Below are 21,760 nucleotides of genomic sequence, written 5' to 3' on the forward strand. Positions count from 1 at the left end.
GCATGCATCTTGAACCCTCGGTCAGGATTTCCCCCTACCGAGGCCCCTCATGCATTCCCTTCTGCGCGCTTCCCTGTTCCCCCTCACCACCGCCCTGCTGGCCGGCGCGGCCCAGGCCGCGACCCCGCCCGCCGCGCCGCTGCAGCCCAAGGTCATGATCGTGGCGATGTTCGCCCCCGAGGCCCAGACCTGGATCGATCGCCTCAAGCTCAGCCACAAGGTCGCCGTCGACGGACTCTCCGCCGACTATCCCGATGTGCTCTGCAATGAGGCACGGGTGTGCCTGATGACCACCGGAATGGGGCATGCCAACGCCGCCGCCTCGACCCTGGCGCTGACCCTGTCGCCCAGGTTCGACCTCAAACACACCTATTTCCTGGTCGCCGGCATCGCCGGGATCAGCCCCAAGGAAGGCACCCTGGGCACCACCGCCTGGGCGCGCTATCTGGTGGACTTCGGCATCCAGTGGGAGCTCGATCCCCGTGACGTGCCCAAGGACTGGCCCACCGGTTACCTGGGGATCAACACCCGTGGGCCTGGCGAGAAACCGCCGCTGGACTACAAGACCGAGGTCTTCGAACTCAATGTGCGCCTGAGAGACAAGGCCTATGCCCTGTCGCGCCAGGCCGAGCTGACCGAGAGCGCGGAATCCAAGGCCTGGCGCCAACGTTACGATTACGCCCCGGCCAACCAGCCGCCGGTGGTGACCCGTTGCGACACCCTGGCCGGCGATACCTGGTATTCCGGTACCCGCCTCTCCGAACGGGCCGAGGAATGGACCCGCCTGGTCACCGACGGCCAGGGCCGCTACTGCACCACCCAGCAGGAAGACAACGCCACCTACGAAGCGCTGCTGCGCGCCAGCCGCCTGGGCAAGGTCGACCTGCAACGTCTGGCGGTGGTCCGCGCCGGCTCCGACTTCGACCGCCCGGCCAAGGGCGCCTCCGAGGTGGCCAATCTGCTCGACTACGCCAAGCAGGGCGGCTTCGCCCCGGCGCTGGAAAATCTCTATCGCACCGGCAATCCGCTGGTGCAGGAGATCGTCGAGCACTGGGACGTCTGGGAAAAGGGCGTGCCGGCGAGCTGAGACTCCGAGCCCTACCGGTGGGGCTGCTCCACGGTCCGCTCGGGCGACTGGGCGGCCGGATCGCTGCCCGGTGCGCTCTTCTGTACCACCTCGCTGCGCTGGGGTGGCGGCATTTCCGGTGACTTGTCGCAACCGGCGAGCAGAGCGCCGAGGGTCAGCAGCGCCAGGCTGCTGTTGATCAGACGAGGCATGGTCTTCTCCTTGGGGTTTGAAGGAGGACCCCGGGATTTCCACGGACGTTCCCGCGCAGGCCAAGGGCCGGCCGGCTGTCGGCCCTGGCGATCTTCCACGGGGCTGGCGCAGTCGTAACTGCAGGACCGGCTTCTCCGGTCACCTATCAGGAATCCGCCATGCCCAGACCTGCCCTCTCCCGCCTCGCCCTGGCCACCCTGCTGACCGCCCTGCCCCTGGCACCCGTCGCCCTGGCCGCTGAATCCAGCGCCAAACTGGAAAAGGTCGCCAGCTTCGATCACCAGGTCACCGGCGTGACCGTCAGCGAGAGCGGACGGATCTTCGTCAACTTCCCGCGCTGGACCGAAGACAGCGAGGTATCGGTCGCCGAACTCAAGCCCGACGGCAGCCTGGCGCCCTATCCGGACCCGGCCTGGAACGGCTGGCGCAATGCCAAGCGCGACGAACTGACCCCGGGCAATCACTGGGTCTGCGTGCAATCCGTGGTGGCCGACGGTCGCGGCAGTCTCTGGGTGATCGACCCGGGCGCTCCGGCCCAGGCCCTGGTGGTGCCCGGCGCGCCCAAGCTGGTCAAGATCGACCTGGCCAGCAATCAGGTGAGCAAGGTCTACGCCCTGGACGAGAGCGTGGCACCCCAGGGCAGCTACCTCAACGACGTCAGATTCAGCCCGGATGGCCGCCATGCCTATATCACCGACTCCGGTGCCCGCGGCGCCCTGGTGGTGCTGGATCTGGAGAGCGGCAAGGCCCGCCGCGCCCTGGATGGCGATCCGAGCACCCAGGCCGAGAAGGGCGTCAAGGTCAAGGCCGATGGCGAGCCGCTGGTGCGTCCGGATGGCCGTGGCGTGGAATTTTCCGCCGACGGCATCGCCCTCTCCCCGGCCGGCGACTACCTCTACTGGCAGGCGGTCAAGGGCAATACCCTCTACCGCATTCCTACCGCGGCGCTGCAGGGCGACGAACTCGCCAGCCTGCCGGCCAAGGTGGAAAAGGTCGGCGAGAACGGTCCGGCCGATGGCCTGCTGATGGACCCGCAAGGGCGCCTCTATGTCAGCGCGGTGGAAGACCATGCGGTAAAGATCCGCGAGAACGGTCAGCTCACCACCCTGGTACAGGACAAGAAGCTGATCTGGCCGGACACCTTCGGCCGCGGTCCGGATGGCACCGTCTACGTCACGGACTCGCGCATCCCCGAGATGAGCTTCTTCGATCCCAAGCAGAAGCCGGCGCTGGAAACCGTGCTCTACAAGATCGTCCCCAACTGATGAAGAATGCCGCGGGCGCCTTGCCCGCGGCCCTTGCCTGCTCCAGCATGGGTATTTTCGTCGCTGGAAATTCCCATGTCCCGCCTGCTGCCGCTGCTCTGCTGCCTGTTCCTCGCCCTGCCCGCCCACGCCGGTACCTACCTGCAACGCCTGCTGGACAAACCCGTGCCGGGCGGCGTCGCCGTGGTCCCCATTCCGGGTGACGCGGCGCCGCGGGTGCGCTACCAGGGCAAGCCGGTGCTGGTGGTCAAGGACGGCAATGGCTGGGTAGCCATCGTCGGCATCCCCCTGGGCACGGCCACTGGCCGCCAGCCATTGGAGGTCGCCGGCGCCGCGTCCCTGGCGTTCACGGTCGGCAGCCGGCACTACGCCGAGCAGCGCATAACCCTGAAGAACCAGCGCCAGGTCACGCCCAATCCTGAGGACCTGAAGCGCTTCGAGCGCGAACTGGCCGAACAGCAGGCCGCCTACCGGCTGTTCTCGCCCAACCAGCCCAGCAACCTGCTGCTGGACAAGCCCGTGGACGGTCCGCTCTCCAGTCCCTTCGGCCTGCGCCGCTTCTTCAACGGCCAGGAGCGTAATCCACATTCGGGCCTGGACTTCGCCGTGCCCGCCGGCACCCCGGTCAAGGCCCCGGCCGCTGGCAAGGTTGTGCTGGTGGGTGACTACTTCTTCAATGGCAAGACGGTGTTCGTCGATCACGGCCAGGGCCTGATCAGCATGTTCTGCCACCTCTCGCGCATCGATGTCCAGGTCGGCCAGGAGGTACCTCGCGGCGGCGTGGTCGGTCGCGTCGGCAGCACCGGGCGGGCTACTGGCCCCCATCTGCACTGGAACGTCAGCCTCAACGACGTGCGCGTGGATCCGAGCATCTTCATCGGTGCCTTCAAGCCCTGACCGGCAGCAAACAATTGGTTGCAGTCGGGGGCATTGCCAGGCGTCCGGCGCTGGCTTAAAAGGGACGCCCTCCTTTGCCCCGACCTGGAACCGCCGCCATGACCCCAAGACCTCGCTTCGGCAGCGCCCTCGGCAGCATCCTGCTGGTCACCGCGGCCTGCTACCTGCTGGTGGGCTTCTCCCAGGGCTTCGTGCTGTCGGCCTGGTCCTGGCGCACCTGGCTGGTCTTCGCCGTCATGGTGACGATCTATCCGGTCGGCCTGTTCGCCGGCTGGTGGAAGAAACGCGAGCCAGTGGAGCCCTAGGCACCTAGCCCCAGCCGTGGCGGGCATAGGCCCGCGCCAGCCGCTCCGCGTGCGAACTGAACAGATCGCCGTCCGCCAGATCGCTCGCGGCCAATAGCCGGTCTTCCAGCTCGGCCTGGCTTTCCAGGCGACCGTCCGGGTGGATATGGGCGACCGCCAGGCCCCGCTGTATCAGGCAGGGCGCCACCAGCAGGCCACGATGACAGGTCAGGGGATCGCGTTCGGCGCACAGCAGGGCGATCCGCCAGCGCGCCTGGCCCTGCTCCAGCCGCAGCAATCCCTGCTGGAACAGCGCGCTGGCAGCCAGGCGGTCGTAGCGCACCTGCCCATCCTGGTAGTGCGCCGGATCCGGGCTGCGTGCGCCCAGCTCCTGGCCAAGGAATACATAGGCGATCCCGGCCGCAGCCAGCGCTTCGCGCAAGGCCTCCCGGCGATACTGGGGTACGTGCCGGCTATAGGGCTGCGAGCGCACATCGGCCACGGCCGTCACCTCCTGCGCCTGCAGCAGTTCGATATAGCGCGCCAGCGGGTGATTGGAATGCCCGAGGGTCAGGATCATGGGGATTTCAACGCAAGGGATCGAGGCGATACAGCCCGCCGATGGGGCATTCCATACGGTTGCCCCGGGCATCGGTGGAAACGAGGAAATCACCCGGCCGCAGGCCAGCCGCCCGCGAGCGATAACCGAGGCGATTGCCGGCAGCCAGGTTGCGACAGGGCACCGCGAAGTCCACCAGGTAGGCGCGGCCCAATCCAGTGCCCAACGCCAGGTGCCGGGTGTCCAGGTAGTGCCAGCCGGAGAGATCGAAGCCCAGGATGGTGTCCAGGGCAGCGCCCTGCCGATAGCCGAGGTCGGCCAGGCGATCATCCAGGGTCGGCGGTCCGAAGGGACGCCCGGCGCAACCGGCGAGCAGCAGGACCGCGACGAGGGTGAGAAAGGCGGGGAAAAAGCGCATGGAAATTTTCCTGGAGGGGCTGAACCTTGGACCGACCCGAGGCGACGAATACGGCACGCGGGGCGCAGCTTTGCTAACGTGGCGCCCGTAGTATCCCGCCAAGAGACCCCCTATGCCCACGGCCCTGACCAACCTGATCGACGACCTGGAAAAACATCCGCAACTGCTCACCCTGGTCGCCTGCCTCGGCCTGCTGCTGGCAGCCTGGGTTCTCAACTGGATCGTCAAGCGCATCCTGGTGCGCGGCTTCTATCGCCTGCTGCGCAGCACCTCCTTCGGTCAGGATCAGGAACTCAACCACCATCGCGTCATCGGTCGGCTGGCCAACATCGTCCCGGCCCTGGTGCTCTCGATCGGCATCGAACTGGTGCCCGGGCGTCCCGAGGCCCTGGTCACCGTGGTGCAGAACGTCTGCAGCGCTTTCATCGTGCTGACCATCGCCCTGGCCCTGGGCAGCGCCCTGAACGTGGTCAACGTGCTCTATTCGCGGCGACCGTCGGCGCGGCTCAAGCCGATCAAGGGCTATGTCCAGGTCAGCAAGATCGTCATCTACGCCATCGCGGTCATCCTGATGATCGCCACCCTGATCGACCGTTCGCCGCTGATCCTGCTCTCCGGCCTCGGCGCCATGGCCGCGGTACTGCTGCTGATCTTCCAGGACACCCTGCTGTCCCTGGTGGCCAGCGTGCAGATCTCCAGCAACGACATCATCCGCGTCGGCGACTGGATCGAGATGCCCCAGCTCAACGCCGATGGCGACGTCATCGACATCGCCCTGCACACGGTCAAGGTGCAGAACTTCGACAAGACCATCACCACCATCCCGACCAAGAGATTCATCACCGACTCCTTCCGCAACTACCGCGGCATGCAGGAAGCCGGTGGCCGCCGCATCAAGCGGGCGCTCAACATCGACCAGAACAGCGTGCACTTCCTTAGCGACGCCGAGCGCGAGCACCTGCATCGGTTCAACCTGCTGGACGACTACCTCACCGCCAAGGAGCAGGAACTGGCGGACTGGAATCGCAAGCTGGAAAAGCGTGGCCAGGAACCGGTCAATACCCGCCGGGTCACCAACCTGGGGACCTTCCGCGCCTATGTGGAACGCTACCTGCGCGCGCACCCCGGGGTGCATCAGGGCATGACCCTGCTGGTCCGCCAGATGCCACTCTCCGGCGAGGGTCTGCCCGTGGAGATCTACTGCTTCACCAACACCACGGTGTGGGCGCAATATGAAAGCATCCAGGGGGACATCTTCGACCACCTGCTCTCGATCCTCCCGGAATTCGGCCTCCATGTGTTCCAGCACCCGAGCGGACGCGACTTCCGCAAGCGGCTGGAGCCGACCGAGGCCATGACCTCCCTCGGCGAACCGGGCACCCCGGCGCCCTGATCGCCCGCCCAGGCCTAAGGAAAGACCATGATCGTCGTCCACCACCTGAACAACTCCCGCTCCCAGCGGGTGCTCTGGCTGCTCGAAGAGCTGGGCATCGAGTATCGGGTACAGCGCTACGAGCGAGCGGCGGGCGGCCTGTTCGCCCCGCCGGAGTTGCGCAAGGTGCATCCGCTGGGCAAGTCGCCGGTAATCGTCGACGGCGACCTGACCCTGGCCGAATCCGGCGCCATCGTCGACTACCTGGCGCGGCGCTACGGGCCGCAGCTGCTGCCCGCCCAGGACAGTCCCGAGTTCGTGCGCTACACCTACTGGCTGCACTACGCCGAAGGCTCGGCCATGACGCCGCTGCTGCTCAAGCTGGTGTTCGACCGCATCGCCACCTCGCCCATGCCCTTCTTCGCCAGGCCCATCGCCAAGGGCATCGCCGCCAAGGCCACCGCGAGCTTCATCCAGCCCCAGCTCGACCTGCACCTGGACTACCTGGAAAGCCAGCTGGGCGCCAGCGGCTGGTTCGTCGGCGATCGCTTCACCGCGGCCGACATCCAGCTCAGCTTCCCCCTGGAAGCCGCCGCCAGCCGCGCCGGCCTGGACAACGGCAAGCGTCCCAAGCTGGTGGACTTCCTCGAGCGCATCCATGCCCGTCCGGCTTATCAACGGGCGCTGGAGCAGGGTGGGCCCTACGTCTACGCCTGAGGGCTGGGCTTGTTGGGTTTCGCTAGACGCTCAAACCAACCTACCGTGCCTGTACCTTTCTCCCCCTGGAAAGGCTGGAATGAGGGAAAACCCCAGCCCGTAGCGTGGAAAACCGCGCAGCGTTTTCCACTGACGGCACAGCACCTTACCCGCGTGGACAAGGCTGCGCCGTTGTCCACCCTACACGGCGTCCGGATGGCCTCGGAGAACCCCCTCTCCCCCGGGGAGAGGGCTGGGGTGAGGGAAAACCCCAGCCCCGTAGCGTGGAAAACCGCGCCAGCGCTTTCCACTGACGGCACGCCACCTTACTTATCGCGGCCATGGCGGTCCGCCGATGCGGCCGCTCCTACGGTCACATCGGAGCCTGTAGGAGCGGCCCATGGCCGCGATCAGCTCAGGCACTAAGCCCGCAATGTTTCCGGTGGCTCGGCACTCCCACGGGGACAAGGCTGCGCCGTTGTCCACCCTACACGCGTCCGGCTGGTCTCGGAGTACCCCCTCTCCCCCGGGGAGAGGGCTGGGGTGAAGGTCCTGCCCTACCGCCGCATCGGCATCCGGTCGACCGTGCCGAACAGCGCCTTGAGCGACCATCCCTGCTGCTCCCGCACCTTGACGCCGCCATCCTTGCCCACCAGATAGAGCGTCGCCGGCTGGCCGGTACGGGCGTCCAGCGCCTTGAGCAGCGCCCGGGTCTGCTCCGGCCGCAGCGGCTCGTCGTTGCGACTACCCGCCTCCCCCACCACCGTATAGAGCACCATCTCGCGCTCGACGAAGGCTTCGCGATTGGCCGGCTGCGCCAGCTCCTCGCGGAGCTTCGCCACCTGGGGATCGTTCGCCGTCGGCGCGACCAGGACCAGCGGGCGCGTCTTCCAGCGTTCCGCCTCCAGAGGATTGTCGGCAGCCTGGGCTGCCGCCGTCACGCCGCCGCCCAGTGTGGCCATCAGCCCTATCAACGCCAGAGTCTTCATGGACGCCTTCCTTCCATTCGGTTGCCGGGAATCGTCCAGCATTGACCCCGGCCTGGCGGCAGGGATCACCCTAGCGATCTCGGGTTACATAAAAAACACCAGCCCACTCATTTAGAAATCACCAATAACTAGCCCTATTGAGCAATAAATGCTCACTAAAACTTTCCAGGCACACATTTCTGCCAATTTCAAAAAGAACATTGCGAGACCTGCCCCGAGCGGACTAACGTTAGCGCCATGCACAACGCCCATACCCTCATCCTTCTCCGGCAGCACCGCTGCCTGCGACTGGTCAGTCCACGACTGCGAAGCTCGACCGCGCTCGCTTCGTAAGTCCCGACCCCGCCCAAGGAAAGAATCGCCATGACCATGCTCAAAGATCCCTCGCAGAAGTACCGTCCCTTCACGCCCGTCGCCCTGCCCGACCGCACCTGGCCGGACAAGGTCATCGACAAGGCGCCGATCTGGCTGTCCACCGACCTGCGCGACGGCAACCAGTCGCTGATCGAGCCGATGGACGCCGAGAAGAAGATGGCCTTCTTCAAGTGCCTGGTCGCCGTGGGCCTGAAGGAGATCGAGGTGGGCTTCCCCTCCGCCTCCCAGACCGACTTCGACTTCGTCCGCGAGCTGATCGAGGGCGGTCATATCCCCGACGACGTCACCATCCAGGTGCTGACCCAGGCCCGTGACGACCTCATCGAGCGCACCTTCGAATCGCTCAAGGGCGCCAAGCGCGCCATCGTCCACTACTACAACGCCTGTGCGCCGAGCTTCCGCCGCATCGTCTTCGGCCAGGACAAGGCCGGCGTCAAGGCCATCGCCGTGGCCGCCGGCCAGACCATTGTGCGCCTGGCCGCCGAGCAGCCGGAGACCCGGTGGGGCTTCGAGTATTCCCCCGAGGTGTTCAGCTCCACCGAGACCGACTTCGCCGTCGAGGTGTGCAACGCGGTGATCGCGGTGTTCGCACCGACCCCGGCCAACAAGCTCATCCTCAACCTGCCGGCCACCATCGAGTGCGCCACGCCCAACAACTACGCCGACCAAATCGAATGGTTCGGGCGCCACATCGACCGCCGCGACAGCGTGCTGATCAGCGTCCACACCCATAACGATCGCGGCACCGGCGTGGCCGCCTCGGAACTGGCGGTGATGGCCGGCGCCGATCGCGTCGAAGGCTGCCTGTTCGGCAACGGCGAGCGCACCGGCAACGTCTGCCTGGTGACCCTGGCGCTCAACCTCTACACCCAGGGCGTCGATCCCGAGCTGGACTTCTCCGACATCGACGCCGTGCGCAAGACCGTCGAGGAGTGCAACCAGTTGCCGGTGCACCCGCGTCATCCCTATGTCGGCGACCTGGTCCATACCGCCTTCTCCGGCTCCCACCAGGACGCCATCCGCAAGGGCTTCGCCCAGCAGAAGCCGGACGCCCTCTGGGAAGTCCCCTACCTGCCCATCGACCCGGCCGACATCGGCCGCGACTACGAGGCGGTCATCCGCGTCAACAGCCAGTCGGGCAAGGGCGGCATCGCCTTCCTGCTGGAGCAGGAATACGGCATCAGCCTGCCGCGTCGCATGCAGATCGAGTTCAGCCAGGTGGTACAGCGCGAGACCGACCGCCTGGGCCTGGAGATGAGCGCGGCGCAGATCCATGCGCTGCTGGAACAGGAATACCTGCAGGCCAAGACTCCCTACGCCCTGGTCAGCCACAAGCTGCGCGAGGAGGACGGCACCTCCACCGTCGACATCAAGGTCGCCGTCGACGGTCGTACCGAGCACTGGCACGGCACCGCCAAGGGGCCGCTGGAAGCCCTGGTCGCCAGCCTGCCCCAAGCGGTGGAGATCATGGACTACCATGAGCACTCCATCGGCGCCGGCGCCAACGCCAAGGCCGCCTCCTACATCGAGGTCCGGCTGGAAGGCCAGCGTCCGCTGCATGGCATCGGCATCGACGAGAACATTACCACGGCCAGCTTCCGTGCCCTGCTCAGCGCCCTGAACCGCGCGGTCACCCAGGCCCAGGCCAAGGCCGCCTGAGACTGACATTCGTCAAACTAAGGGAATACCTGTCGGTGTTCCCTTTTTTTATGTCCCCTCTGCCTAGATACTGGCCGCTTTGAGGAATCTCCGCTCCCGCCGTGCAGCGCCACGCCGAAAGCGGTCCGTTACGGACGGTCGATGAACGTATCTTTGCTTCGGTTTCCGCCCGCCTTGGGTAGCGCCTTGGCACTCTGCGGCGTGTTCCTGCTCTCTTCTCTGCTGTGCCTGACACTGACCGGCCAAGATCCCAGTGCGGTACCGGCGCTGTGGTTACCCAATGGTCTGGCGCTGGCGTGGCTACTGCGCAGTCCGCCGCAACGGTGGCCGCTACAGGCTGGCGCCATTCTGGTTGCCGCCGTGCTGGCGGACCTCCTGACGGGCGGGACAGCGCTGCATGGCCTGGGATTCGGCGCTAGCAATCTTGCCGAGATTCTGTTGGGCACCACGCTGTTGCAGCGGCAGAATCTGGTATTCAATCGCAACGTCGCGGCGATGGGCCGCCTGCTCATCTATGGCGTCCTCCTGCCGCCGCTACTAGGCGCGGCCTTGGGGACCCTGATGATGGGTCTCACCGGGGAAGCCAGACTGCTGACTGTGGCCGTGCACTGGTATATCGGTGACGCCCTGGGGCTTCTCACGGTATTACCCCTGGCGCTGCTACGCTGGCCGGTGACGCTGGCTACCTTCACGCCATACGGGCGCAAGGAATTCATCGCCCTGCTGGGCCTGAGCCCTCTGCTGGCGATCTGCATCCTGAGTTACCTGCCCTACCCCTTCGTCTACCTGGCGATGCTGCTGCTGATGCTGACCATGCGGCTCACCGTAGAGGGTACGGCGCTGATCGGCGGACTCAACATCTTCCTGCTGGGCAACCTGCTTGCCTACGATCATGTCATTGATCTGACCGGCGCGTCCCTGGCCACCCAGGCGCTCACCTACATACCCGTGGCACTGATGCAGATCCCGCCGTTGTTGTTGGCATCGGCGGTGCAACAGAGCCGCCATCAGCATCAGCGGGTGCTGCGCAATCAGGCACGCTATCGACACGCCATGCAGACCGCCCCCTATGGCATGGCGCTGGTGTCCATCCAGGGGCTGCTGTCGGACGTCAACCCGGCTCTGGAAACCATGCTGGGCTATTCGCGCCATGCCCTCGAAGGCCAGTCCCTAGGCGATCTGCTGGCCGACGCCCAGGCCGAGCCCGACCTGGGCGAGCACGAGCAGACGCTGCGACTCCGTCACCATGACGGCCATGCCCTCTGGGTGATGATGGCTTGCTCGCCAGACCACAACGACCAGGATCTACTGACGGGCTATCTGTTGCAGGTTCGGGATATCGATGCCGAGCGACGCGCCGATGAAGTCAGCGCGCATCTGCGCGAGCGCTTGCAACTGGCGATTCGTGCCAGCAACGTTGGCATCTGGGAGTGGGACGGTCGCAGCCGTCAATTCATCGCCGATGCCAAGGTCCACCAGCTCTATGGCTTGCCGCTGATCGATGGCAATTACGCGCTGGCGACCTGGATCGAAGCCCTGCATCCCGAGGATCGCGAGGCGTCAATGAGGCTCTTCCGTGCCTCCATCAGCAGCCTGTCCTCCTACGAGCACGAGTTTCGCATCGTTCGCCGGGATGGCGTCGTTCGCTGGATCCGTTCTGAAGTCATCGCCATCGAAAGCGGCGACGGCTATTGCCGCATGGTCGGCAGCAACCGCGACGTCACCGAGCATCACCAGCTGACCACGGCGCTCTACGAAGAAAAGGAACGGCTGCAGGTCACCCTGGCTTCCATCGCCGACGCCGTGCTGACCACCGACATGGACGGCCGCATCCTCTTTCTCAATCCGGTCGCCGAGCAGCTCACCGGCTGGTCGCTGGCGGATGCCCAGGGACGCCGCCACGAAGAGGTGTTCCGCATCCACGACAGCCAGAGCGACGAGGTCCTGCCCAGTCCGGTGACCCGCTGCCTGCGCGAGCAGACCATCACCTCGCTGGACGAAGGCGCGGTGCTGCTCAGCCGCCAGGGTGAAAGACACGAGGTGCAGGACTCCGCCGCGCCGGTACGCACGGTGGATGGCCACATCATCGGCGCGGTGCTGGTGTTCCAGAACGTCACCCATGCCCGCAACCTGCAGCGCGAGCTGAGCTACAACGCCTCCCACGACGCCCTCACCGGTCTCTACAATCGCCTGAAGTTCGAGCAGGAGCTGGACGCCGCCTGGCAGCAGGCCCAGGCCGGCACCATCCAGCATGCGCTGTGCTTCATCGACCTGGACCGCTTCAAGGTGGTCAACGACTCCGCCGGCCATGCCGCCGGCGACCTGCTGCTGCGTGAACTGGGCACCCTGCTGCGCGATTCCCTGCGCGGCTCGGACGCCGTGGCGCGCATCGGCGGCGACGAATTCGCCCTGCTGCTGCGCGACTGCGACCTGGTACAGGCCGAGGCCGTCGCCGAAAAGCTCATCGCCAGCATAGGTGCCGTACGCTTCAACTGGCAGGACCGGATCTACGACGTTGGCGCCAGTGCCGGCATCGTCGCCATCACCGCCGAGACCCGCAGCCCGGCCGAATTGATGAGCCAGGCCGACGTGGCCTGCTACACCGCCAAGCACGCGGGGCGCAATCGCGCGGCGCTCTATCGCGCCGGCAGCGAGGACGTGGAACGCCAGCACCGCGAGATCCTCATGGCCAGCGGCCTGCGCGAAGCCCTGGAACAGCACCGCTTCGAATTGCACGCCCAGGTCATCGTCCCCACGCGTGCCACCGGCAGCACCGCGCAGCACGTCGAGCTGCTGCTGCGCCTGCGCGATGTCCAGGGCCAGCTGATCTCGCCGGCCACCTTCATCCCGGCTGCCGAGCGCTTCGGCCTGATGAGCAGCATCGACCGCTGGGTGGTGCGCCAGGTGCTGGTCGAGCTGGTGCCCTGGCTGCAGGAACGACCCGAGCTCCACGTGGGCATCAATCTCTCGGGCAACAGCCTGAGCGATCCCGATTTCTTGCCCGAATTGCTGGAGCTGATCGCCGCCTCGCCGCTGGATCCGCAGCGCCTGCTCTTCGAGCTGACCGAGACCGCGGTGATCAACAAGCTCTCGGTGGCCTCCGCCCTCATTAGCCAGGTCCGCGAACGCGGCTGCCGCATCGCCCTGGACGACTTCGGCGCCGGCCTCAGCTCCTTCGCCTACCTCAAGCATTTCCGCGTCGACTACGTGAAGATCGACGGCAGCTTCATCCGCACCCTCGACCAGGATCCGCTGGATCGCGCCATCGTCGAGTCCATCAACCAGGTCGCCCATCACCTGGGCGCCGAGACCATCGCCGAATTCGTCGAATCCCAGGCCACCTTCGAATTGCTCGGCACCATCGGCGTGGACTACGCCCAGGGCTATGCCCTCGGCAAACCCCTCCCCCTGCGGGAGTGGCCGGGGTCGTCACGCCTCGAACCTTGAGCCGCGGCCATCGGTCGTAACCTGCATGACTCCCCCAACCGGATGAGGATTCCATGCACACACGTACCCTTGGCCACTCAGACCTCCAGGTGCCGCCACTCTGCTTCGGTGGCAACGTCTTCGGCTGGACGCTGGACGAAGCCCAGTCCTTTCACATGCTGGACGCCCTGATCGAGGCAGGCCTGACCTTCATCGACACCGCCGACGTCTATGCGCGCTGGGCACCCGGCAACAGCGGTGGCGAATCCGAGACCCTGCTGGGCAAATGGTTCGCCCGCAGCGGCAAGCGCGACCAGGTGATCCTGGCCACCAAGCTGGGCATGGACATGGGCGAAGGCCGCAAGGGCCTCAAGGCCAGCTATGTGCAGCAGGCGGTGGAAGCTTCGCTCAAGCGTCTGCAGACCGACCGCATCGATCTCTATCAGGCGCATTGCGATGACGAGGATACCCCGCTGGAGGAAACCCTGGGCGCCTTCGCCCGGCTGGTGGAGCAAGGCAAGGTGCGGGTGATCGGCGCCTCCAACTATGGCGGCCAGCGCCTGCGCGAAGCGGCCAGGATCGCCGAACGCCTGGGCGTGCCGGCGTACCAGAGCCTGCAGCCCCACTACAACCTGCATGCACGCCAGGACTACGAGACCGACCTGGAGCCCGTGGTCGAGGAACTCGGCCTGGGCGTGATCAGCTATTTCTCCCTGGCCAGCGGCTTCCTGACCGGCAAGTACCGCACCAAGGACGATCTGCAGGGTTCGCGCGCGGAGATGGTCAAGCGCTACCTGGACGAACGCGGCGTGGCCATCCTGGCCGGCCTCGACGAGATCGCCGAAAAGCACGACGCTACCCCGGCCCAGGTCGCCCTGGCCTGGCTGATCGCCCGCCCCAGCATCACCGCGCCGATCGCCAGCGCCACCTCCCAGGCGCAACTCGACGACCTGATCGCGGCGACCCGGCTGCAGTTGCCAGCCGATGACATCACCCTGCTGGATCAGGTCAGCGCCTATCGCTGACACTTGGCGCCACCTGACCCCTTTCATCGCGGTCATGACGGGCCGCCGTAGGTTGGGCTGAGCGTAGCGAGGCCCAACAGGTCCTGTCTCAAGGCGCCGCCGGTGTTGGGCTTCGACGATGAAGCCGTCTCTGCCCAACCTACGGTCTGGCAGCGATCATAGGATCCAATCGCGACCATGGGCCGCTCCTACGCGCTCCGATTTAGCCGTAGGAGCGGCCCATGGTCGCGATAGACCAACCCTCTCATCGCACATAATCCAGCGGCAAGGCCGTGCTGTACTTGATCTGCTCCATGGCGAAGCTGGAGCTGACGTCCAGCAGCCCCGGCACCTGGATCAACCTTTTGTAGACGCCGTCATAGGCGGCGATGTCCGGGACCACGATGCGCATCAGGTAGTCGGTGTCGCCGGCCATGCGATAGAGCTCGACCACTTCCGGAATGGCCGCCACCGCCTCGTGGAAACGCTGCAGCCAGTCCATGGCATGCTGGTTGGTGCGCACCGAGACGAAGACCGTCACCCCCACGTTGAGCTGCCGGGGATCGAGCAGCGCCACCCGGGCGCGGATGACCCCCTGCTCCTCCAGCTTCTGGATTCGCCGCCAACAGGCGGTGGTGCCCAGGCCGATACGCTCGGCGATATCGGCCACCGGTCGGGTACTGTCCTGCTGCAAGATCTCGAGAATGGCGCGATCGAAGCGATCCATGAAATGGATTTCCCCATAAAAGCTATTCGAGAGAATTCTATTCTCTCGAAAACGCCAATAGACGATAAAAAAGCAAATTTCTTCACGAGCGCGAGCGTTAGCCTAGTTCCATTCAAACGCGCGAGGCCGCCATGGACGCTTACCCCCTGTATTTCGATTACGCCGCCACCACTCCTGTCGACGATGTCGTCATCGAAGCCATGCTGGGTTGCCTGGGGCGCCAGGGCGTCTTCGGCAATCCCGCCTCCCGCGGCCATGCCTTCGGCAACGACGCCCAGCGCGCCGTGGACACCGCTCGCCAGCAGGTGGCCGAGCTGGTCGGTGCCCGGCCCGAGCAACTGGTCTGGACCTCCGGCGCCACCGAGTCCAACAATCTTGCCCTGCTCGGCGTGGCCCGGCGTCGCGGGCGCGGCCACCTAATCACCAGTTGCCTGGAACACCGGGCGGTGCTCGATACCGCGGCCCAACTGGAAGCGGAGGGTTTCGCCGTCACCTACCTGACGCCGGACGCGGCAGGTCTCATCACTCCGGCCGCCGTCGAGCAGGCCTGGCGGGCGGACACCTGCCTAGTCTCGCTGATGGTGGTGAACAACGAGCTGGGCACCCTGACCGACATCGACGCCATCGGCCGGCTGGTGCGCGCCCGTGGCGCCCTCTTCCACGTGGACGCCGCCCAGGCCACCGGCAAGGTCGCCATCGACCTGACCGGCCTGGAAGTCGATCTGATGTCCTTTTCCGCGCACAAGACCTATGGGCCCAAGGGCATCGGCGCCCTCTATGTGGGTCCGCGTGCCGAGGGCGCCCTGCAGGCGCAAATCCATGGCGGCGGCCACGAGCGCGGGCTGCGCTCGGGCACCCTGGCCACCCACCAGATCGTCGGCATGGGGACCGCCTTCGCCCTCGCCGGCCAGGCGATGGCGCGGGAGAACGAGCGACTCGGCCAGTTGCGCGAACGGTTCCTGGCCGGGGTCCGGACTCTGCCCGGCATGCAGCTCAATGGCTGTGCCCGTCAGCGCATTCCCCACACCACGAATCTGACCTTCGCCACGCCGCTGGATACCCTGTCTTTGCAACGCCAGCTGGCCTTCTCGACCACCTCGGCCTGCAGTTCGGCCAAGGCGGCGCCCTCCCATGTGCTGCGGGGTCTGGGCCTCACCGCCGAACAGGCCGCACGCAGCTACAGATTCAGTCTGGGTCGCTACACCACCGCGGCGGACGTGGACCAGGCCGTCGCCCTGATCCATCAGCACGCCGCCCAGCCAGCGCCCTTCTGGGCCTGATCAGTCCAGGCGGAAGGCGTCGGCATCGTGCTGCGCCGGAAAGCGCTGGCGATAAGCTGTGAGGGCCGTCGCCGAGAGCGTCGTGTGGAAGATGCCGGCTACTGCGCCGGCCTCGACCAGGGGTTCACCCTGGAAGTCCAGCACCTGGCTATCACCGGCATAGGGATGGCCATTGCCGTCGCTGCCGAGGCGGTTCACCGCGGCGACATAGCAGAGATTCTCGATGGCCCGCGCCGGCAGCAGGCGGTTCCAGTGCCCGCGCCGCGGCGCCGGCCAGTTGGCCACATAGAGCAGCAGGTCGGTATCGTCCTGGGCGCGACTCCACACCGGGAATCTCAGGTCGTAGCAGATCAGCGGGCGGATCCGCCAACCCTTGAGTGTCACCCGCAGCCGCTGCTCGCCCGGGGCATAGTGCTCGTGCTCGCCGGCCATGCGAAACAGGTGGCGCTTGTCATAGTGCTGCAGATCGCCATCAGGCGTCGCCCACAACAGGCGATTGCGGTGCTGGCCATCCGCGTCCCTCACGATCAGGCTGCCGGTGACCACCGCGCCGAGACGCTGCGCCTGTTCGCTCATCCAGGCCGCTGTTGGCCCCTCCGCGGGCTCGGCCAGGGTCGCCGAATCCATGGAAAAGCCGGTGGTGAACATCTCCGGCAGGATGACCAGGTCGGTGTCGCCCACTGACGTCAGCAGACGCTCGAAATGCGCGCGATTGGCGGCCGGATCGTGCCAGGCCAGTTCACTCTGCACCAGTGCCAGGCGCAGGTCCTGGTTGAGGGTCAGATCGCGCATAGCCGCTCCGCTGCCTGACGCAGGGTGTCTTCGCGCTTGGCAAAGCAGAAGCGCACCAGGCGCAGGTCCGCGGGCGGTGTCTGGTAGAACACCGAGAGCGGAATGGCGGCGACGCCATGCTCGCGCGTCAGCCATTCGGCCATGGCCACGTCGTCCAGATCCGGGCGGATGGCGGAATAGTCGACCACCTGGAAATAGGTGCCGGCGGCCCGCTGGAAGCCGAAGCGCGAGTTGCCCAGCAGATCGCAGAAGAGATCGCGCTTGGCCTGGTAGAAGGCCGGCAGCTCGCCAAGGTGTTCGGGATGGGCGGCCATGAAGTCGGCCAAGGCGGCCTGGATCGGCGTCACCCCGCAGAAGCTCACGTACTGGTGCACCTTGCGCAACTCGGCCGACAGAGCCGGCGGCGCCACCACATAGCCGGTTTTCCAGCCGGTGACGTGATAGGTCTTGCCGAAGGAGCTGACCACGAAGGCGCGGGCATAGAGTTCGTCGTGGGCGATGACGCTGGCATGGCGCTCGCCGTCGTAGACCAGGTGCTCGTAGACCTCGTCGCTGACCAGGTAGAGGTCACGACCACGAATCAGGTCGGCCAGGCGATCCAGTTCGGCCGCGCTGACCAGGGCCCCGCTGGGATTGTGCGGGGTATTGAGCACGATGGCGCGGGTGCGCGGACCCAGGGCCGCTTCCAGCGCCGTCCAGTCGATACCGAAGCCCGGCAGCGCCAGGGGTACGTGCACGCAGCGCCCGCCGGCCAGTTGCACCGAGGGTTCGTAGCTGTCGTAGCAGGGATCGAAGACGATCACCTCGTCGCCTGGTCGCACCAGCGTCTGCAGGGCGCAGAACAGCCCCTGGGTAGCCCCGGGCACGATGGTGACCTCGGCCTCGGCATCCACCTCCCGGCCATAGAAGCGGGCGACCTTGGCCGCCACCTGCTGGCGCAGCGCCGGCAGTCCGGTCATGGGCGCGTACTGGTTGTGACCGGCCGCGACATGGCGACCGACCGCCGCGAGCAGCTCGGCCGGGCCGTCGAAATCGGGAAAGCCCTGGGACAGATTCAGCGCACCGGTCTGGGCGGCGAGCTGGGACATGCGGGTAAAGATGGTGACGGCGAGGTCGGGAAGCTTGCTCTGGATCATCGCGCGGGCACGGGTCTGGCTGGAGGGAGATCGGCAGACTGCGATTTTTTGTGCGAGAGGGCAAGTAGTGCTATGCCGATCAGCCAGCGGTCTAGGCATAGCCTGGGTACAAGGCTTGATCCAAACATCCCCTCTCCCAAAGGGAAAGAGGGAAGTTCGGTGCGCGAGGAGCCTCCTCGCCCCAATCCTCTGACAAAGAAAAAGGGGGCTATTAGCCCCCTTCCCTGCACAACGCCCGACCGGCTTACCGGCGCTTGTCCTTGCGCTTCTTCTCGGCCTTCTTGTGGTGGCTCATCAACCGGCGCTTCTTGTTGACCTGGCGCTCGGTGAGGGTGTTCTTCTTGCCCTCGAAGGGGTTCTCGCCACCGCGGTACTCGATGCGGATCGGTGTACCCACCAGCTTGAGCACCCGGCGATAGGTCTTTTCCAGATAGCGGGTATAGGACTTGGGCACCGCATCCGTCTGGTTGCCGTGGATGACGATCAGCGGAGGGTTGGCGCCGCCCAGGTGGGCATAGCGCAACTTGATGCGGCGACCGCTGACCATCGGCGGCTGGTGCTCCTGCACCGCGTCCTCGAGGATCTGGGTGAGGCGGCTGGTCGGCCAGCGGGTGGTGGCCGAGGCGAAGGACTGCTGCACCGACTTGTACAGGTGACCCACGCCGGTGCCATGCAGCGCCGAGATGAAGTGGATGTCGGCGAAGTCGACGAACAGCAGGCGGCGTTCCAGTTCGGTCTTGACATAGTCGCGCTCGCCGGACTCCATGCCGTCCCACTTGTTGAGAGCGATCACCAGGGCGCGACCGGTTTCCAGCACGAAGCCGAGCAGGTTGAGGTCGTGCTCGACCACGCCTTCGCGGGCGTCCATGACGAAGATCACCACGTTGGCGTCCTGGATCGCCTGCAGCGTCTTGACCACCGAGAACTTCTCGACCGCCTCGAAGACCTTGCCGCGGCGGCGCACGCCGGCGGTGTCGATCAGGGTATAGCGTTCTTCGTTGCGCTCGAAGGGGATGTAGATGCTGTCGCGCGTGGTGCCGGCCTGGTCATAGACGATCACCCGCTCTTCACCGAGCATGCGGTTGACCAGGGTCGACTTGCCGACGTTGGGCCGGCCGATCACGGCGATCTTGATGCCGGTGGTCTCGTCGATGCCCTGCACGCGACGGAAGACGTCACCGCCCTCTTCCGCGGCCGCCCGCACCTGCTCCTCGGTGAGCTCCTCGACCTCGACCTCATCCTTGGGAAAGACGCCCAGGGCGTCTTCCAGCAGGTTGTTCACGCCGCGCCCATGGGCCGCCGCGATGGGATAGGCGTCGCCGATGGCCAGCGGGCTGAATTCCGCCCGGGCGATATCCGGGTCGACGGTGTCGACCTTGTTGGCCACCAGGAAGGTGCGCTTGTTTCGCTTGCGCAGATGCTCGGCGATCATCTGATCGGCGACGGTCATGCCTTCGCGGGAGTCCACCAGGAACAGCACCGCATCGGATTCTTCGATGGCCTGCAGCGACTGCTCGGCCATCTTCAGGTCGATGCCTTCCTCGTCACCGGAGATACCGCCGGTGTCGACCACGATGTAGGTGCGTCCCTGCCACTTGGCTTCGCCGTACTTGCGATCGCGGGTCAGGCCGGCAAAGTCGGCGACGATGGCGTCCCGGGTCTTGGTCAGGCGGTTGAAAAGCGTGGATTTGCCGACGTTCGGCCGCCCCACCAGGGCAATTACGGGAACCATGCGGCTCTCCCAGAGCAGAAAACACGATGGCCGCTACCGAACTTCACGGTAGCGGCCATCGGTTGAGGATAATAGTTTCTAGCGCAGACGATAGGCGACGAGTTTACCGCCATTGCCGTAAACATAGAGCATGTCGCCGACGACCAGTGGCCGTACCCGGACGCCGTCACCGTCGACCTTGGTGCGACCGACGAAACGCCCATCGACCTGGCTCAGCAGGTGGATGTAGCCGGCGTAGTCGCCCACCACCACGTTGCTCGACCAGACCACCGGGCCGGTGAGCTGGCGACGGGCCAGGTCGGCATTGGTCCAGAGCGCGGAGGTCGAGGATTCCTCGACGGCTTCCACGGTACCGTTGTCCAGGCTCAGGTAGACGTTGCCGAAGCCTTCGGCCACGCCGTCGTAGCTGGAGGCATCCCGCTGCCAGAGGATCTGGCCGTTGGCCGGATTGAGCGCCGCCACGCGGCCGTTGTAGCTGACCACATAGAGGGTGTCGCCCGACAGCGACAGGCCGCCGTCCACGTCGACGATCCGCTCCAGTTCGGAACGGCCCTTGGGCACGGCGATCTGCTGTTCCCACAGCGGCAGGCCGCGCTGCACGTCCAGGGCGACCACCTTGCCGCTGGCGAAACCGGCCATGACCACCTGGTTGGTGACCAGGGGAGCACCGGTACCGCGCAGACTCAGCACCGGCTGGGTGTCTTCGTAGATCCAGCGACGGGTGCCACTGCCCAGCTCGAAGGCCTGCAGCTTGTCGTCCTGGGACTGCACCACCACCACGTCGTTGTTGACCACCGGGGCGGACAGCACCTCGCTGGACGCCTGGGCGCGCCACTTCTCGTCGCCACTGGCACTGTCGAGGGCGATCACCTGGCCCCGCAGGGTGCCAACCAGTACCAGGCCGGAACCAACCCCGACGCCGCCGGATACCGGCAGGTCCAGGTCCTTCTTCCACAGCACCTGGCCGGTCTCGCGATTCATCGCCATGACCCGGCCATCGGCATCGGCGGCAAAGATCGTCTGGCCGTCCACGGCCGGTACCAGGCGGTTGTATTCCTTGCCCTGGCCGTCGCCCACCGAGCGACTCCAGACTTCATCCAGCCGGACTTCGGCCTTGATGTCCTTCAGCTCGGCCGGCGGCAATTCCTTCTTGCCGGTGCTGCTGCACCCGACGACCGCAAGGGCGAGACCCAGTACCGCGATAGGCTTCCAGCGCAACATCAGGCGTCTCCTTTGGCGAGATCATCGAGTTTCATCTGCAGCACGCCTTCGGCTGCATCGTTGGGCAGCGCGGCGCGGGCTTTTTCATAGGCGGCACGGGCCTCGGCCGGCTTCTTCAGCGCCACCAGGAGGTCGCCACGCAATTCTTCGCGGTTGGCGACATAGGCCTTGGGCGCCTCGCCATCCAGCAGCTTGAGGCCTTCCTCGGCCTTGCCCTGGGCGGCCAGCACCCGGGCCAGGCGCTGCCGCGCCAGCTCGCCGAGTTCGGCGTCGTGGGGCTTGTCCACCACGGCCTTGAGTTCGGCGGCGGCGTCATCCAGGCGGTTGTTCTCCACCGCTACCTTGGCGACGAAGAGACTCCCGTACTGGGCGTAGGCGGTACCGGAATAATCCTGCTTGAGCTTGCCGTAGGTATCGGTCACCCGCGCGGTGTCGACCTTGCCACCGGGCGCCAGGGCGGCTTCCACCAGTTGCTGATAGAGCACCGAGGCGCCCTGCGCCTGGTTGTTCTGATAACGCTGCCAGCCCTGCCAGCCGAGTACCGCCACCAGGGCGATGACGCCACCGGCCAGCAGCGGCTTGCCGTTACGCTGCCACCAGGCCTTGGCGACCACCAGATTGTCGTCGTCGATGGAACTCAAATCCGTTC

Annotated in this window: 20 protein-coding genes; 10 read left to right on the top strand and 10 right to left on the bottom strand. The window is 66.0% G+C overall.

The window, feature by feature from the left end:
* Positions 1-49 precede the first annotated feature (49 nt).
* On the top strand, positions 50-1,087 hold the full coding sequence (locus PVZ77_RS18125; RefSeq protein ID WP_273807921.1) for a purine-nucleoside phosphorylase: 1,038 nt from the start codon (positions 50-52) through the stop codon (positions 1,085-1,087).
* A gap of 11 nt (positions 1,088-1,098) precedes the next feature.
* Here PVZ77_RS18125 and PVZ77_RS18130 read toward each other — a convergent pair whose 3' ends face one another.
* The gene (locus PVZ77_RS18130) at positions 1,099-1,278 is read right to left on the bottom strand and encodes a hypothetical protein (RefSeq protein WP_273807922.1); all 180 of its coding nucleotides are present in this window, start codon (positions 1,276-1,278) and stop codon (positions 1,099-1,101) included.
* Positions 1,279-1,437: 159 nt separating this feature from the next.
* Between PVZ77_RS18130 and PVZ77_RS18135 the strand changes: the two genes are divergently transcribed.
* The 3 genes from PVZ77_RS18135 (at position 1,438) to PVZ77_RS18145 (ending at position 3,746) form a co-directional block, all read left to right on the top strand.
* Complete coding sequence (locus PVZ77_RS18135; RefSeq protein ID WP_273807923.1) at positions 1,438-2,544, top strand: L-dopachrome tautomerase-related protein; 1,107 nt, start codon at positions 1,438-1,440, stop codon at positions 2,542-2,544.
* Positions 2,545-2,619: 75 nt separating this feature from the next.
* Complete coding sequence (locus PVZ77_RS18140; protein ID WP_273807924.1) at positions 2,620-3,441, top strand: M23 family metallopeptidase; 822 nt, start codon at positions 2,620-2,622, stop codon at positions 3,439-3,441.
* A 98-nt stretch (positions 3,442-3,539) separates the two neighbouring features.
* A complete protein-coding gene (locus tag PVZ77_RS18145) occupies positions 3,540-3,746 on the top strand; it encodes a hypothetical protein (protein WP_160923296.1) in 207 nt (68 codons plus the stop codon).
* A 4-nt stretch (positions 3,747-3,750) separates the two neighbouring features.
* Here PVZ77_RS18145 and PVZ77_RS18150 read toward each other — a convergent pair whose 3' ends face one another.
* Both PVZ77_RS18150 and PVZ77_RS18155 read right to left on the bottom strand, forming a co-directional pair.
* Positions 3,751-4,305: a DUF488 domain-containing protein gene (locus PVZ77_RS18150; RefSeq protein WP_273807925.1), complete on the bottom strand. Its 555-nt coding sequence runs from the start codon at positions 4,303-4,305 to the stop codon at positions 3,751-3,753.
* A 7-nt stretch (positions 4,306-4,312) separates the two neighbouring features.
* Positions 4,313-4,702, bottom strand: coding sequence for a DUF6491 family protein (locus PVZ77_RS18155; protein WP_273807926.1), 390 nt, complete (start codon positions 4,700-4,702; stop codon positions 4,313-4,315).
* 112 nt (positions 4,703-4,814) lie between these two features.
* Here PVZ77_RS18155 and PVZ77_RS18160 point away from each other — a divergent pair, with 112 nt between their 5' ends.
* Positions 4,815-6,095, top strand: a complete 1,281-nt coding sequence (locus PVZ77_RS18160) for a mechanosensitive ion channel family protein (RefSeq protein WP_273807927.1) — start codon at positions 4,815-4,817, stop codon at positions 6,093-6,095.
* Positions 6,096-6,122: 27 nt separating this feature from the next.
* On the top strand, positions 6,123-6,791 hold the full coding sequence (locus tag PVZ77_RS18165) for a glutathione S-transferase family protein (RefSeq protein WP_273807928.1): 669 nt from the start codon (positions 6,123-6,125) through the stop codon (positions 6,789-6,791).
* Positions 6,792-7,327: 536 nt separating this feature from the next.
* Here the strand turns inward: PVZ77_RS18165 and PVZ77_RS18170 are convergent.
* On the bottom strand, positions 7,328-7,759 hold the full coding sequence (locus PVZ77_RS18170; protein ID WP_273807929.1) for a DUF4174 domain-containing protein: 432 nt from the start codon (positions 7,757-7,759) through the stop codon (positions 7,328-7,330).
* A 363-nt stretch (positions 7,760-8,122) separates the two neighbouring features.
* Between PVZ77_RS18170 and leuA the strand changes: the two genes are divergently transcribed.
* The 3 genes from leuA to PVZ77_RS18185 all read left to right on the top strand — a co-directional run bounded on the left by leuA (position 8,123) and on the right by PVZ77_RS18185 (position 14,244).
* Complete coding sequence (leuA, locus tag PVZ77_RS18175; protein ID WP_273807932.1) at positions 8,123-9,793, top strand: 2-isopropylmalate synthase; 1,671 nt, start codon at positions 8,123-8,125, stop codon at positions 9,791-9,793.
* Positions 9,794-9,934: 141 nt separating this feature from the next.
* A complete protein-coding gene (locus tag PVZ77_RS18180; protein WP_273807933.1) occupies positions 9,935-13,240 on the top strand; it encodes an EAL domain-containing protein in 3,306 nt (1,101 codons plus the stop codon).
* A 53-nt stretch (positions 13,241-13,293) separates the two neighbouring features.
* Positions 13,294-14,244 carry an aldo/keto reductase gene (locus PVZ77_RS18185; protein ID WP_273807934.1) on the top strand — a complete coding sequence of 317 codons (951 nt, stop codon included), beginning with the start codon at positions 13,294-13,296 and terminating at the stop codon, positions 14,242-14,244.
* A 244-nt stretch (positions 14,245-14,488) separates the two neighbouring features.
* On the opposite strand, the gene PVZ77_RS18190 is transcribed toward PVZ77_RS18185, so the two are convergent.
* Positions 14,489-14,950 (bottom strand): Lrp/AsnC family transcriptional regulator, encoded by a 462-nt coding sequence (locus tag PVZ77_RS18190; RefSeq protein WP_133862755.1) that lies wholly within the window; start codon positions 14,948-14,950, stop codon positions 14,489-14,491.
* A 131-nt stretch (positions 14,951-15,081) separates the two neighbouring features.
* Here PVZ77_RS18190 and PVZ77_RS18195 point away from each other — a divergent pair, with 131 nt between their 5' ends.
* On the top strand, positions 15,082-16,230 hold the full coding sequence (locus tag PVZ77_RS18195) for an aminotransferase class V-fold PLP-dependent enzyme (RefSeq protein WP_273807935.1): 1,149 nt from the start codon (positions 15,082-15,084) through the stop codon (positions 16,228-16,230).
* Here PVZ77_RS18195 and PVZ77_RS18200 read toward each other — a convergent pair whose 3' ends face one another.
* The 5 genes from PVZ77_RS18200 to PVZ77_RS18220 all read right to left on the bottom strand — a co-directional run bounded on the left by PVZ77_RS18200 (position 16,231) and on the right by PVZ77_RS18220 (position 21,752).
* Positions 16,231-17,022: an amidohydrolase gene (locus tag PVZ77_RS18200; RefSeq protein ID WP_273807936.1), complete on the bottom strand. Its 792-nt coding sequence runs from the start codon at positions 17,020-17,022 to the stop codon at positions 16,231-16,233.
* Positions 17,010-18,158, bottom strand: coding sequence for a pyridoxal phosphate-dependent aminotransferase (locus PVZ77_RS18205; protein WP_273807937.1), 1,149 nt, complete (start codon positions 18,156-18,158; stop codon positions 17,010-17,012). Before PVZ77_RS18205 ends, PVZ77_RS18200 begins: the two co-directional genes overlap by 13 nt.
* 244 nt (positions 18,159-18,402) lie before the next feature.
* Positions 18,403-19,890 (bottom strand): ribosome biogenesis GTPase Der, encoded by a 1,488-nt coding sequence (gene der, locus PVZ77_RS18210; RefSeq protein ID WP_158892845.1) that lies wholly within the window; start codon positions 19,888-19,890, stop codon positions 18,403-18,405.
* A 78-nt stretch (positions 19,891-19,968) separates the two neighbouring features.
* Positions 19,969-21,111: an outer membrane protein assembly factor BamB gene (bamB, locus tag PVZ77_RS18215; RefSeq protein WP_183628681.1), complete on the bottom strand. Its 1,143-nt coding sequence runs from the start codon at positions 21,109-21,111 to the stop codon at positions 19,969-19,971.
* Positions 21,111-21,752 (bottom strand): tetratricopeptide repeat protein, encoded by a 642-nt coding sequence (locus PVZ77_RS18220; RefSeq protein WP_160923284.1) that lies wholly within the window; start codon positions 21,750-21,752, stop codon positions 21,111-21,113. The genes bamB and PVZ77_RS18220 overlap by 1 nt, the downstream gene beginning before the upstream one ends.
* Positions 21,753-21,760: the final 8 nt, after the last annotated feature.

The sequence above is a fragment of the Pseudomonas sp. SHLD1 genome (assembly GCF_028640935.1).
GTDB classification, from domain to species: domain Bacteria; phylum Pseudomonadota; class Gammaproteobacteria; order Pseudomonadales; family Pseudomonadaceae; genus Chryseomonas; species Chryseomonas aestiva.

Excerpts from the sequence above, each read along its gene's own strand:
- PVZ77_RS18180 (WP_273807933.1), top strand. The coding sequence starts at position 9,935 with ATGAACGTATCTTTGCTTCGGTTTCCGCCCGCCTTGGGTAGCGCCTTG.
- PVZ77_RS18190 (WP_133862755.1), bottom strand. The coding sequence starts at position 14,950 with ATGGATCGCTTCGATCGCGCCATTCTCGAGATCTTGCAGCAGGACAGT.
- leuA (WP_273807932.1), top strand. The coding sequence starts at position 8,123 with ATGACCATGCTCAAAGATCCCTCGCAGAAGTACCGTCCCTTCACGCCC.
- bamB (WP_183628681.1), bottom strand. The coding sequence starts at position 21,111 with ATGTTGCGCTGGAAGCCTATCGCGGTACTGGGTCTCGCCCTTGCGGTC.
- PVZ77_RS18125 (WP_273807921.1), top strand. The coding sequence starts at position 50 with ATGCATTCCCTTCTGCGCGCTTCCCTGTTCCCCCTCACCACCGCCCTG.
- PVZ77_RS18195 (WP_273807935.1), top strand. The coding sequence starts at position 15,082 with ATGGACGCTTACCCCCTGTATTTCGATTACGCCGCCACCACTCCTGTC.
- PVZ77_RS18170 (WP_273807929.1), bottom strand. The coding sequence starts at position 7,759 with ATGAAGACTCTGGCGTTGATAGGGCTGATGGCCACACTGGGCGGCGGC.
- PVZ77_RS18165 (WP_273807928.1), top strand. The coding sequence starts at position 6,123 with ATGATCGTCGTCCACCACCTGAACAACTCCCGCTCCCAGCGGGTGCTC.
- PVZ77_RS18200 (WP_273807936.1), bottom strand. The coding sequence starts at position 17,022 with ATGCGCGATCTGACCCTCAACCAGGACCTGCGCCTGGCACTGGTGCAG.
- PVZ77_RS18150 (WP_273807925.1), bottom strand. The coding sequence starts at position 4,305 with ATGATCCTGACCCTCGGGCATTCCAATCACCCGCTGGCGCGCTATATC.
- PVZ77_RS18155 (WP_273807926.1), bottom strand. The coding sequence starts at position 4,702 with ATGCGCTTTTTCCCCGCCTTTCTCACCCTCGTCGCGGTCCTGCTGCTC.
- PVZ77_RS18135 (WP_273807923.1), top strand. The coding sequence starts at position 1,438 with ATGCCCAGACCTGCCCTCTCCCGCCTCGCCCTGGCCACCCTGCTGACC.
- der (WP_158892845.1), bottom strand. The coding sequence starts at position 19,890 with ATGGTTCCCGTAATTGCCCTGGTGGGGCGGCCGAACGTCGGCAAATCC.
- PVZ77_RS18185 (WP_273807934.1), top strand. The coding sequence starts at position 13,294 with ATGCACACACGTACCCTTGGCCACTCAGACCTCCAGGTGCCGCCACTC.
- PVZ77_RS18130 (WP_273807922.1), bottom strand. The coding sequence starts at position 1,278 with ATGCCTCGTCTGATCAACAGCAGCCTGGCGCTGCTGACCCTCGGCGCT.
- PVZ77_RS18160 (WP_273807927.1), top strand. The coding sequence starts at position 4,815 with ATGCCCACGGCCCTGACCAACCTGATCGACGACCTGGAAAAACATCCG.
- PVZ77_RS18140 (WP_273807924.1), top strand. The coding sequence starts at position 2,620 with ATGTCCCGCCTGCTGCCGCTGCTCTGCTGCCTGTTCCTCGCCCTGCCC.
- PVZ77_RS18145 (WP_160923296.1), top strand. The coding sequence starts at position 3,540 with ATGACCCCAAGACCTCGCTTCGGCAGCGCCCTCGGCAGCATCCTGCTG.
- PVZ77_RS18205 (WP_273807937.1), bottom strand. The coding sequence starts at position 18,158 with ATGATCCAGAGCAAGCTTCCCGACCTCGCCGTCACCATCTTTACCCGC.